The sequence below is a fragment of the Kamptonema sp. UHCC 0994 genome, assembly GCF_029167235.1.
Taxonomy (GTDB): domain Bacteria; phylum Cyanobacteriota; class Cyanobacteriia; order Cyanobacteriales; family Microcoleaceae; genus Kamptonema.
In genome coordinates this window covers 1-12,519 of record NZ_JARFTR010000248.1, presented here as the reverse complement: position 1 = coordinate 12,519, position 12,519 = coordinate 1, and the positions used below count along the sequence as shown (strand labels likewise).

8 protein-coding genes are annotated in these 12,519 nt (G+C 45.8%); 5 read left to right on the top strand and 3 right to left on the bottom strand.

What is annotated here, in order from left to right; genetic code table 11:
- Positions 1-256 precede the first annotated feature (256 nt).
- Entirely contained in the window at positions 257-1,177 is a 921-nt protein-coding gene (gene recO, locus PY364_RS22130; RefSeq protein ID WP_275526329.1) for a DNA repair protein RecO, read from the bottom strand.
- A 568-nt stretch (positions 1,178-1,745) separates the two neighbouring features.
- On the opposite strand from recO, the gene PY364_RS22125 reads away from it, so the two are divergent.
- Positions 1,746-2,306 carry a hypothetical protein gene (locus PY364_RS22125; RefSeq protein WP_275526327.1) on the top strand — a complete coding sequence of 187 codons (561 nt, stop codon included), beginning with the start codon at positions 1,746-1,748 and terminating at the stop codon, positions 2,304-2,306.
- 151 nt (positions 2,307-2,457) lie between these two features.
- Positions 2,458-4,170, top strand: a complete 1,713-nt coding sequence (locus PY364_RS22120) for a hypothetical protein (RefSeq protein WP_275526326.1) — start codon at positions 2,458-2,460, stop codon at positions 4,168-4,170.
- A gap of 54 nt (positions 4,171-4,224) precedes the next feature.
- On the opposite strand, the gene deoC is transcribed toward PY364_RS22120, so the two are convergent.
- Complete coding sequence (gene deoC, locus PY364_RS22115) at positions 4,225-4,908, bottom strand: deoxyribose-phosphate aldolase (protein WP_275526324.1); 684 nt, start codon at positions 4,906-4,908, stop codon at positions 4,225-4,227.
- Between the two features lie 254 nt (positions 4,909-5,162).
- On the opposite strand from deoC, the gene PY364_RS22110 reads away from it, so the two are divergent.
- Together PY364_RS22110 and PY364_RS22105 are read left to right on the top strand one after the other, a co-directional pair.
- Complete coding sequence (locus PY364_RS22110) at positions 5,163-6,167, top strand: tetratricopeptide repeat protein (RefSeq protein WP_275526322.1); 1,005 nt, start codon at positions 5,163-5,165, stop codon at positions 6,165-6,167.
- 235 nt (positions 6,168-6,402) lie between these two features.
- Positions 6,403-11,031 (top strand): Calx-beta domain-containing protein, encoded by a 4,629-nt coding sequence (locus PY364_RS22105; RefSeq protein ID WP_275526320.1) that lies wholly within the window; start codon positions 6,403-6,405, stop codon positions 11,029-11,031.
- Positions 11,032-11,294: 263 nt separating this feature from the next.
- On the opposite strand, the gene fabG is transcribed toward PY364_RS22105, so the two are convergent.
- Complete coding sequence (gene fabG / locus PY364_RS22100) at positions 11,295-12,059, bottom strand: 3-oxoacyl-[acyl-carrier-protein] reductase (RefSeq protein ID WP_275526318.1); 765 nt, start codon at positions 12,057-12,059, stop codon at positions 11,295-11,297.
- A gap of 76 nt (positions 12,060-12,135) precedes the next feature.
- Between fabG and trxA the strand changes: the two genes are divergently transcribed.
- Positions 12,136-12,453: a thioredoxin gene (gene trxA / locus PY364_RS22095; protein ID WP_275526316.1), complete on the top strand. Its 318-nt coding sequence runs from the start codon at positions 12,136-12,138 to the stop codon at positions 12,451-12,453.
- Positions 12,454-12,519 lie beyond the last annotated feature (66 nt).

Sequence of the window (12,519 nt, the reverse complement as noted above, 5' to 3'; positions counted from 1 at the left end):
TCGAGTTACCGCCAGGATGGCGGCGTTACGGGTGGTAAAGTTACCGCTAAGATGGCGGCGTTACGGGTGGTAAAGTTACCGCTAAGATGGCGGCGTTACGGGTGGTAAAGTTACCGCCAGGATGGCGGCGTTACGGGGGTAAAGTTACCGCCAGGATGGCGGCGTTACGGGGGTAAAGTTACCGCCAGGATGGCGGCGTTACGGATAGTTTTGGATAAGTCCTACTATTTTTAATTGTCTTACGTCCCTAGCATCTTCAAACGTAATTTTCGGTTTCTACGTAAGTATCGATCAATGCCGCAGAGAGGATGGAGCAGCCTAAGTGATATTGGGCGTATTGGCGCAACAGGCGTTCGACGGCGGCCCATTCGCCAGAATCGGAGAAATAGCTAGATTCAGGCAGCTCAGGCAAAGCTAGCTGCTGGAGAATGGCTAATTCCGCCGCGTTGATTTTGGTACTTTGTCGGCGCGATCGCCCTTGGGTAGTTTGCAGATAGCGGGCTCGTAAGCGCTCTGGTATGGGCAGAACGCGGGGGGAGTTTTCTGATAGTTCTTTTTCTATACTCTCATTCCCTTGTTGCTTTATTTCTAAACTAGCTAATTGAGATAAACTAATGGTTCCTCCATCGGAGATACTAAATCCAACTTGCCAGTCTGGATCGGTAAAATTGGGGTTCAGGGGGCGCTGGGTGATTCCGCAGACTTGCACTTGGGGGGCTATTCCTCCTAATGCTAATAGATGAAAAATGCCGTGCGCTAGATGAGCAACAACTGTTTTGCTGTCAGTTTTGCGGGGTAAGCGCTCTAGGCGGCTGAGGTGTTCGTTGAGCAGGCTAAACAATTCTTCTTGGGGTTGTTCGGAAAGGGCTTGAGTTAGTACCAATTCTGCGAGATATTGACCTGATGCTAGTTTTCCTAAGTCTCGGCTCAGTCCTGAGTATGATTCTATTGTTTCTGCTTGGGTAATTTTATCGAGCGATCGCCCTTTGGCAATTAGTAATTGGTTAACTACAAATAATTCGCTTCTACCGCCTAAGTGCGATCGCTGTTTGCGAACTCCGGGCGCTACGGCTCGAATTAAGCCAAATTCTCGCGTTAAAATCGTCAGCAATCGGTCATGCTCGCCCATCGGCATACTTTTGAGGTTGATTCCAGTTGCTTTGTATGTTCGATTCATTAATTGTTAATTGTTAATTGTTAATTGTTAGTGGTTCGTTGTTCGTTGTTAGTTGTTCGTTGCTCTTTTAATTCATTGTAGGGTGTGGGGAGCTGCGATCGCACGTGGAGGTCAGAAACCGGGTTTCTTGGTAGATATCTCGTTGAGAATCTTAGATTTGTCTGAGAAACCCGGTTTCTTTGCGTATTGTTGGCCTTTTTGAGCTTAGGTGGAGTTCACTTGTGGAGAAAGTCGAGAAAGAGAAAAAACTAATAATTTTTACTAAGTTAACGCGATCGCGTTTATGTATAAAAATAACGCTATATAAATTTGATTTTAAGGCAAACAATTAATAATCTTTACACCAAGCTAATAAGTTTTTTTTTATAATAAAGATTATCAACTAGAAAAAAGACTCATATAAAATTTAAGTTTTTAGTGTAGACATTGAAATTCTTTCATGCTAGCCTCAGCCTTAATATAACTCACTTACATTAAGTAATAGCAAAATTTAATGAACGCAATAAAATATGCGCTACCCGCTATCCTTGGGACATACTTGATATCCACATTAGGAGTGTCTCCAGCTATGGCAGCCACAATCACAGGCACAATCAAAGTCAAAATCGAGGCCGAGTACGTCAACGATCCGAAATTTGCGGGTGTCTACACGGGTGACTTTTCCTACGACGATACACATCTGACTAAAGTCGGTACGGAGTTCCTGGTCATGAATGATGGTGACTATCAAGCTCGTCCGGGACTGCTATCTCTGAACTTTAGATTCCTGGACTTTGCTACAGGCTTAACTCCTGTCACCTATACGGCCAGTGATGATAGCGAATTCCCAGACGCTCCTGTTTTGGGTTTCGAGAATGGAGTTCCCAGTCAATTTGGTATGCAAGTTGCTCCGGGAAATGATGGGGGAATTTGGGGTGGAAAGAACGGATTTCTGTTTGGAGATCCCAGGGCATTTATTTTCGTCTTGCGAGATGGAGCTGTTAAAGGTGACGGGCTTGTGACCTTAGAAATTAACGAATCTCCTCCTCCGACTGTACCGGAGAACGCCTCCCCATTGGCTTCATTGTTGGCCTTTTTGGGCTTAGGAGCGGCTCACTTGTGGAGAAACTCAAGAAAGGCAAGCAACTAAGTTGTTACGCCTCTCAATTAATTGTTGAGGGATCTCTGGGTGCAGGGGAACTCTCGGAGAGGATGACAGCGATTTTTTCCTCTTTTCAAATTATGCAATTTAAACGCGGAACAGCTTAATAATTTTTACTAACCTAACTTGAGAGGAATGGATGATGGCAGTAATCGATACTTCGTTTCCGGTAACAGGTGGCGAAACTAAGAGACCACCTAACAATCTTAATGATCCAAATGATCCAAGTCAGCGTCAAATCAATATTCTTGCGCCCTTCGGCATTCCCTCAGCCGATCAGTGGACTGGTCAAAAAGTATGGCTCCTGCTTCCTGGTTTCACAGAACCAGCCGATTATTATGATACAACTCTGGCAACATCCATTGATGATGCTAACCCAGACGATACAGTTTTAGCCCTTGACTGGACTGAAGTGACCGGAACCAATATATTCAATTTTGGACCAGCAGGGGTCGTTGTAGGAGACCTTTACAGGTCTGGTTCATGGATTACCCCAGTGGCAACCGCAGTCCGAGAAAAACTTGCTCTTGAGTGGGGAATGCCAGCCGCAGCACTCAATATTGTGGGTCATAGTCTGGGTGCTCACCTTGCCAGCGAAATTGCTGCCAGTTTCAATACTACCTACGGGAGTCAAGTAGGTTCGGTTATAGCCCTTGACCCAGCATCAAATACTGCCGCTTGGCCCACGAGTCCATACGATAGAACTAATGGCTACGATACTGACCTATCAAATGGATATGCAAGGAATGGAGGAACTCCAGACCCAATCAAACGCTTAGACCTTGGTGCGGCGACTTCAAGAAGTTTCAATGGCATTAGTAGCTTAGCAGGAAATGAAACTCAAGCTGGAACTGCCAAGGAATCTTTCCTGTTTGACTTCAGTAACCCTTTGACCGATCAACACGCGGCTGTCACGCTCGCCTACACAAAATTAGTGGCAACTGATCCTAACGGCAATTCTCGTTTAGCCACAAATATTCTGGGTCTGGATGACACCCAGGCCGATCATCAATTTCGACCAAACTTCTATAAAGGGGGTTCTTCTTACTCTGTTCAAGTGCATGAAGGAGTAATTCCGGTTGATGCTCAAAATAATCCTTTGTTTCTAGTGGCAGCTAAGCTTAATGGCGGAACCAACGATCGCTTAATCTATGGGACTAACGGAGACGATCAATTCACACAAAGCGGGCCTTTTACGAAATATTACAACAACAACGGCAACCATACTTATTCTCTTGGTAACGGGGATGATTTTGTCAATGCTGGCACAGGTAATGACACCATCTACGGCGGGGCTGGAGGTGACACCGTTGATGGCGGAAATGGAATTAATCTCATCCTTGGTGAGGAGGGTAATGATATTATCCTTAGTGGCACAGGTAATGACACAATTCAAGGTGGGGCTGGAATTGACATCATTGATGCAGGAGATGGGACTAATAACATTTATGGTGATGAGGGTAATGATTATCTCACTGGTGGAAACGGCATTAATAGATTTTTTGGTGGTTCTGGAAACGATGTTCTAGAAGGTGGTACGGGTCTAAATTTACTCAAAGGTACAGACAGCAACACGACATTGATTGATGAGGTAGATACTTTAACTGGCAACCCTAACGCCAGATCGAACGCATTTTATATTGGTGACAACGGAAGAAATTGGTACTCAGCTAATGGTGATAATGATTACGCCTTAATTGTTAACTTCAATCCCCAAACTGACGTAATTTTTATTGGTGTGAATATTGAGTCCCAAGAAATAGGTTTTCAAACGTTTCTCTGGTCTGGAAATGAATTGATTGCAAAAATTGACGGCTTGTGGGCTTCGCAACTACCTTACTTTATAAGGTAAGAACGTTTTAAGCTTGACTTCTCCCCGTTCTTGCAGAGGCGGTTGTGATTCGTTTTAATATTTAACTGTTAACTGCTTATTCCGATCGCGAATTAAATCAGGCCCGCGAGAAGTCCCCAAACGAGTCGCACCCGCCACAATTAAATCTACAGCTTGCTCGTAAGTACGAATTCCTCCTGATGCTTTAATACCCACTCGCCCTTTCCCAAGTTCATTAAGTAAGCTCACATCTGCAACTGTAGCCCCGCCATAGAAACCAGTATTAGTTTTCAGATAGGTAACACCCGCATCCATACAAATCTCCGCCGCCAGTCGCTTCTCCGCTTCAGTAAGTAGCGCTGTTTCTAAAATTGCTTTGACAATTAAGCCAGTTTCATCGCAAATCTCGGCAATATCGCGGTGTAATTCGTCCGTTTTTCCAGCTTTTAATAAACTTAAATTGATGACAACATCGAGTTCAGCCGCGCCATTTTCTGCGGCTTCTTGGGCTTCATAAAGTTTCGCTGTTGACGTTGTTGCTCCCGTAGGAAAGGCAATTACACTACAGACTTTAGGGTTTTTACCGTGTAGAAGAATGGCCGCTTCACGCACGTAGAAAGGATATACACAGACTGTTGCAAACTGAAATCTATCTGCTTCTTCGCAGCACTTTGTCAACTGCTCTGGCGTAGCAGCCGGATTGAGCAGGGCGTGGTCGATAAATGGGGCAATGTCAATATCTGATTGGATTGCAGTCATTAATGAGGGCGATCGCGCGTAGACTTACACCATTAGCATAGTTCATTTATTGATATAGCAACCGCTAAGACGGTTAGGACACTCGCTTATGTCTAAAACCATTGATTCTCTTCCCCTCTCCCCCATCTTCCCTAGCCCCTAGCCCCTAGCCCCTAGCCCCTCTTTCTCCGTGAAATTACGGTTTAATTTCATAGATAGTTTGGGATAGAATCATCCTTAAGATAGATGTTGCAGTTGTGAACCTAATTCAAAACATGGAAGCAGCGTGGTTCTACCATCTCGGCTCGCGTCACCTCGAAGCGAACAACAATGATGAAGCCCTTGATAGCTTTGACAGAGCTCTGAAATTACAGCCAGACGATTATAAATCTTGGTTTGGGCGGGGTATGGCATTGGGGAATTTGGAGCGCCATCAAGAAGCGCTGGCGAGTTTCGATCGGGCTCTGGGATTTCGACCGATCGCGAGTTTTGGCTGGCACAACCGGGCGATCGCCTTGGGCAATTTAGGTCGCCATGAAGAAGCTCTAAACAGCTTTGACAGAGCGCTAGAATTCAATCCTAGCGCCCCGAATATTTGGCATAACCGGGGACTAACACTGATTCATTTAGGGCGCTGTGATAAAGCGATCGCCTGCTTTGAGCGCTGTCTAGAATTGCAACCAGACGCTAGTTGGGCGTGGTACAGCCGAGGTAAAGTGCTATTGCAGCTCAACTGCTACGAACAGGCGCTCAACAGTTTTGAGAGAGCGATCGAGTTCAACCCAGAAGATGCTAAAGCTTGGTACAAACGAGGGCTTGCACTTAAGGGACTAGGTTGTTATGAGAAAGCGATTATTAGTTTTAATCGATCGCTGGATCTTCGACCTAACTATTACGAAGCTTGGTATGAACGGGGAGTTGCTTGGGGAAAATTAGGCGGCTTAGTTCAAGGGAATAAGAGATTAAAAATAGAAATTGATTTGCTAGTAAATGACTATTTAAGTTGGTACAACCGAGGGGTAAAGTTAGCGGAAAATGGTTATTACTGGGAGGCAATAGATTTCTACAGTAAAGCTCTGGAAATTCAACCCGCGTTTGCTGATGCTTTTTACAACAAAGCTTGTTGTTATGCGCGGCTTGGGTATGTAGAATTGGCAATTGATAATTTGGAACAGGCTATAAAATTTGCTCCTGATGTTTATCGGCAGTTAGCTTTAAGTGAGTTGGATTTTCAGGCTATCAGCTCTGAAGAACGGTTTGACTCGCTGCTCGAAGGTTAAGTATAGCTAGGGGCTAGGGGCTAGGGACTAGGGAAAAAGGGGGGGAGATGGGGAGCAATTACAAGTTAACTGCACATCCTGTGACGATTAGAACTGCAAACTTGTTTTAAAAATTCTATCTGCGATCGTAATTAAATCAACCTTAAGACAGATTTATGTGGTACAGTCCCTCTCAACGATGCAAGCAGATTCAAGCACATCAAGCCGAAGAAAAAACATAGCAGGGAAAAATCAAATGACTGCAATATGGAAAGAACAAGGGCCCAGTCCCATCAATACTACAACCATCAAACAACAGGCTGGAGCAATTCGATCGGTAGTAGCCCACCCAGAAAATCCAGATATCATCTGGGTTGGTGGTGTCAATGGTGGCATCTGGAAAACGACAAATGCCACTACAGAAAGCACTTGGACAACATCTACAGACACTCTAGATTCCTTGTCCGTCACTGCCCTCGACCTTGACCTAGCCGATACACAATACAATACTCTAGTAGCAGGAATAGGTAGATTCAGTTCTTTTGCTGGAGTCGGTGGCAAACTGATTGGCTTGGCCAAGACTACCGATGGCGGGACTACCTGGACACCGATTGGCGGTACAGCGCTCACTAATACAAGTATTGCCAGCGTCGCTGTCCAAGGCAACACTATCATGGCAGCTTCCGCTGGCAACACTACAGGACTGTTCCGCAGTACAGACGGCGGCACTACTTTCAGAAATATCGCAGGTACAGCCGGACTGCCAACAGGTGCTTTTCAAGAATTGGCGAAAGATCCGAGCAATCCTGCAAACTTTTATGTAACTGTACTCGGTGACGGCATTTACCGCAGTACCGACAGCGGGGCAACCTGGAGCAACATCACCAGCAATATTACAGGAATAGGAGAGAAAACCGACAATTTCAGGATAGCGGTTCACTCAAAAAACGGAACCACAGCAATCTATGCAGGTGTCGTGAATAACTCACAACTCGATAGCATTTGGCGATCGCCAGATAACGGTGCTACTTGGGTAAAAATGGACTCGCCCACTACCGTAGAAAAATTAGGCGCTCAATCCGGCCCTGAAACCACCGTGGGCCTCCACCCAGGCAAACAGGGTAACTCGCACTTTTCCTTCATAGCTGACCCGAACGATCCCAACATTGTCTACGCGGGGGGGGATTCGCAGACATTACCGAATCCACAACAGGATGAAGATGGGAAAAGCATTCCCAACTCAGTTGGGGGAACTAACTTTACTGGCAGACTGTTTCGAGGTGATTTTTCTCAAGCCACCAACACCACAAAGTGGACACCAATTACCGATAAGTTTGCTAACGGGACAGCAACTCACGCCGACTCTCGCAACATGACTTTTGATAAAGACGGGAACTTGCTCGAAGTAGATGACGGCGGTATTTACAAGCGCACAAACCCAAAAAGTGATACCGGAAGTTGGACATCTCTCAACAACAATGTGGGAATCACCGAAGTACACTCAGTTGATTACGATGCCAATACTGGAACCATTATAGTCGGGGCCCAAGACAATGGTAGTTCTGAAGGACAGGCTTTTGGCGATCGAAAGTGGCAAGAAAGAGCAGGGGGAGATGGCGGTAGAGTCCGAATTGACGATAGCAACCCAAAATTCTCGATTCGCTATGCTAGCAGCCAAACGCTGAGCGGTTTTCAATATCGACAAGTCGATACCGAAAAGAAAATTACTGTCGATAAGGTTTACCCGGAACTCATCGTAGGAAATACTAAGCAAAACCTCAAACAGTATGAAGGTGTCGAATTGCCTTTCATTACTCCTGTGGAGTTGAACAAGGTTAAATCAGATTGGTTGGTCATCGGCACTTCACAAGCTGTCTACGAATCGGACAACAAAGGTGCAACCCTAACGGACTTGCTGGGCAAGGAAAACTTGCTAAAAGCAGATTCCTTGTTTGGAGTAGCGATCGCCTACGGTGGCAAATCAGGGGGAGTTGACAATCCCCATGTTCTTTATATCGGTGCGGATAAAGAACTCTACCTCAGAACGGAGGCTGGCGCTACTCCAACCAAAGTAGCCAATTATCCCCCCAATCCCAATACTGAATCAATTGTTGATATTGTCCTCGATCCGAATGATTGGCAAAAAGCCTACGTACTTACTAAAAGTGCTGTTTACCGCACTCTGGACTCAGGAACATCCTGGACTGATATTACAGGCGATTTGGTCAGCGCCAACAAGCTAAGCAATGACAGTCTCAAGACAATCGAGTATGTCTCAGGCGCTACAGATGGACTTCTAGTAGGAGGTTTGGAAGGTGTTTATGCGATTCTATCTCCCGCCAATGCTGCTGCGACAGCTCAATGGACAAAATTTGGGACGGGGTTGCCCAATGTGATTGCTCACGAGTTAAATTACGATGCCAAAGCTGATTTGCTAACAGTAGGTACGTTGGGACGGGGTGTGTGGACACTATCAAATGTCAAACAAGAATTAGCTAATCCAACACCAACTCCAACACCAACTCCAACACCAACTCCAACTCCGACAGGTACTCCAACTCCAACTCCGACAGGTACTCCGACACCAACTCCGACAGGTACTCCAACTCCAACTCCGACAGGTACTCCAACTCCAACTCCGACAGGTACTCCAACTCCAACTCCGACAGGTACTCCAACTCCAACTCCGACAGGTACTCCAACTCCAACTCCGACAGGTACTCCGACTCCAACTCCGACAGGTACTCCAACTCCAACTCCGACAGGTACTCCAACTCCGACTCCGACAGGTACTCCGACTCCGATATCAGGGCAACGGAAGTTATACGTTAGTAATGCCGAAATCCCGCAAAACATTCTAGAGTACGAAAATCCGGGAGATGATGAAGACGATCCAGGCGAACCCTTAGCAGAAAGTAACTTTCCGCCCTCACTTTGGATAGAAGTGAGCCTTGATGCTCCCAGCACAGTACCTGTGACTGTGACTGTTTCTACTCAAGACGGAACGGCAAAAGCTGGCAGCGACTATATTCCAATCACCGAAACCATCACCTTTGAACCGGGTACAACTTTCCAGGAAGTGCGGATTTCAATTCCGTTGGATTCTACGATTGAGTCAGATCAGTTCTTCTTGGTAAATTTGAGCAATCCCGTCGGTGCCGCGATCGTGGACGGTCAAGGCAGAGTTATTCTCAAAGGCGATCCCACTACAGCTTTGAGCGATAACGAGATCGATGATGGCACTCCTTACGAGGACTTACTAATCGGAGGAGAGGGCAATGACACCATGAATGGGTACGAATCTAACGACACCCTGGATGGTGATGCTGGTAATGATGTTCTCGACGGCGGTACAGAAAATGACATTTTGTTTGGCGACTTAGGGGACGACATTCTCTTCGGTGACAACGGCGAAGACACTCTCGTGGGAGACGAGGGGAACGATACCCTCGATGGCGGCGAAGGTAATGACACCATTGATGGCGGTGATGGCGATGACTTCATCGTTGGCAGTTCCGGTAATGACAGCATCGTTGGCGGTGCTGGTATTGATACTCTTTCCTATGAGACTTCACCGACAGGTATCAATGTCAATCTCGCCGCTAACACCACTGGTATTGAAGTCATTATCGGTACCACCAGTGCTGATACCATCATCGGTAGTTCTGGCAATGAAACCCTAGTTGGCAATGGCGGTGCGGATAACCTGCAAGGTGGCGATGGAGATGATATTTACAGGTTAGATCCAACTAAAGCCGCTGGTAGCAAAATTCAAGATTCTGGCGGTATTGATGGCCTAGAGTTAAACGGTGCTGGCATCGCTTTTTCCCTAACTCCAGGGACAATTGGGTTAGTCCGTAGTGGTAATAGCTTAGTGCTAGATATCAACAAAGATGGTGTGCTGAATCTGAAAGATGATTTAGAAATTATCAACTTTTTTGACCCTACTAATGAAACTCTTGGTGGCAGTGGATTCATAGAAACGATTATTGGTTTGCCTAGCAGTATCATTCTGCGGGAGTTGGCAAAACCTGCGGTAACAGCGACACCGACACCGACTCCTGGCCCCCGCGTCATTACGCCTACTATTCCTTTGCCTATTGCTAATGCGATCGACTCTAATCTCGGTGGCGGGCCTCTCAATGATTTCTTGCTAGGACAGGAAATAGACAAAGCGGAAGGTTTCTATGGGTTGGTTGGTAATGACACAATTCTAGGATTGGGGGGTAATGACAATATCTATGGTGGTGATGGCGATGACTCGCTGTTTGGCAACCAAGGTAATGACTTTATTGATGGTGAAGGTGGTAGCGATATTGTTTACGGCGGTAAAGGTAATGATGGCATTTTAGGTGGCAGCGGTAATGATTCTTTGTTTGGCGATCGCGACAATGATGTTGTTCTAGGTGGCGATGGCAACGATACAATCTACGGCGGCAAAAATGATGACTCCCTCGGCGGTGATGCTGGGGATGACAGCATTTTTGGTCAGTTAGACAATGACTTCCTCTTAGGTGGAAGCGGCAACGATCTTGTGGACGGCGGTGACGGTAACGACACTCTGGCTGGTATCGATCCTGGGGCCACTAATCCTGGAGTTGGAGAATTTGATACTCTAATTGGCGGTACTGGTACCGATCTATTCCTGTTAGGAGATAGCGATAAAATCTACTATCAGGGTGATGGCAATGCTACGATTAATGACTTCAATTCTGCTGAGGATTCGATTCAGTTTTCGGGCTTTAAGGATAATTATTTGCTGGTATCATCAGAGGGTTCTACTAGCATTTTACGGAAAAATCCAGGCCAGGCAGATGACTTGATTGCTAAGCTACAAGGAGTTTCAAGTCTCAGTCTTGATGGCTCTTATTTCAAGTTTGTCTAGAACACTAAACCCTCAGTAATAGTTACGGAAAAATCACGTAACGCTGCCGTCTCGGCGGTATTCCCATCGCCGAGACAATCGCCTTGCCAACAATTTTGGGTAATACCAATAGGACTTACGCAGACTTTACGTAACGCCGCCATCCTGGCGGTCAAGATACCGCCAGGATGGCGGCGTTACGGATAATGACGAAGTGAAACCCAACGTTAGGATTTTAACAATACTTTTCAGAATTGGTATTAGTCATCCAATCATCCTATTACTTATGCCATCACCATTCCCCCATCAACATTAAAAACTTGCCCCGTAATATAAGCAGCAGCAGCATCAGCAGCCAAAAACTTTACCATCCCTGCAACTTCCTCCGGTAGACCATACCGACCTAGAGGAATATATTTCAAAATGTCATCAGATTTGATATCTTTTGTCATATCTGTGGTAATAAATCCCGGTGCAACTGCATTCACAGTAATACCGCGACTTGCTAACTCTTTGGCAATGGTTTTAGTAAACCCAATTGTTCCCGCTTTGGCAGCACTATAATTAGCTTGTCCGGGATTTCCCATTTGACCGGCAACTGAGGCAATATTAATAATTCGGCCGCTACGTTGCTTCAGCATGATTTTACTAGCTGCTTTCGTACACAAAAATACGCCTGTCAAATTCAAATCAATCACTGCTTGCCAATCTTCTAGTTTCATTCGCAGTAACAAAGTATCGCGGGTAATCCCAGCATTGTTAACTAAAATATCAATGCGACTCCATTTTTCCATAACGCTAGTGGTGAGTGCGTCTACTTGGTCAACTTTTGAGACATCAGCGGAAAGTGCGATCGCATCCCCGCCAGCAGCGATAATTTCCGCTACCACCTGATCCGCAGCAGTATTAGAGCTCGCGTAGTTTACTGCTACATTAGCACCCTCTGCTGCTAAGTCCAAGGCGATCGCCCGACCAATTCCCCGCGATGCGCCCGTAACGATCGCCACTTGACCCCGCAAGCGTTGTAACGACTCTGGCAATACTTCCATAAAAAATCCTCACAATGTCAGCTCTAAGAATTTTGCATTAAAATGAGCCATAACCACAAAAAATTTGTTTTTTCCTATGGCAATCAAGAAGGAGTTCAACAGTTTTGATGAGTTAATATCAGGCTCTGAGTTGCCTGTACTCGTCGATTTTTATGCTACTTGGTGCGGCCCTTGCAAGATCATGGCTTCAATTCTAGAAGAGGTAAATGCTCAGATGAAGGATCGCCTCCAGATTGTTAAAATCGACTCGGATAAATACGAGGATTTAGCGTCTCAGTATCATATTACTGCTTTACCAACGCTGGTACTATTTAAAAATGGTCAACCAGTGGATCGGATTGAAGGTGTACTCCAGACACCGCAATTAATTCAAAGATTGCAATCTTTTGTCTAGTTTTTTTGTTGAGGACTTACGCATTACTTACGTAACGCCGCCATCCTGGCGGTAAAGGAACCGCCA

What these genes read in the sequence shown, in the direction of transcription:
- recO (WP_275526329.1), bottom strand. Translation starts at nt 1,177, where the DNA reads ATGAATCGAACATACAAAGCAACTGGAATCAACCTCAAAAGTATGCCG.
- PY364_RS22125 (WP_275526327.1), top strand. Translation starts at nt 1,746, where the DNA reads ATGGCAGCCACAATCACAGGCACAATCAAAGTCAAAATCGAGGCCGAG.
- PY364_RS22120 (WP_275526326.1), top strand. Translation starts at nt 2,458, where the DNA reads ATGATGGCAGTAATCGATACTTCGTTTCCGGTAACAGGTGGCGAAACT.
- deoC (WP_275526324.1), bottom strand. Translation starts at nt 4,908, where the DNA reads ATGACTGCAATCCAATCAGATATTGACATTGCCCCATTTATCGACCAC.
- PY364_RS22110 (WP_275526322.1), top strand. Translation starts at nt 5,163, where the DNA reads ATGGAAGCAGCGTGGTTCTACCATCTCGGCTCGCGTCACCTCGAAGCG.
- PY364_RS22105 (WP_275526320.1), top strand. Translation starts at nt 6,403, where the DNA reads ATGACTGCAATATGGAAAGAACAAGGGCCCAGTCCCATCAATACTACA.
- fabG (WP_275526318.1), bottom strand. Translation starts at nt 12,059, where the DNA reads ATGGAAGTATTGCCAGAGTCGTTACAACGCTTGCGGGGTCAAGTGGCG.
- trxA (WP_275526316.1), top strand. Translation starts at nt 12,136, where the DNA reads ATGGCAATCAAGAAGGAGTTCAACAGTTTTGATGAGTTAATATCAGGC.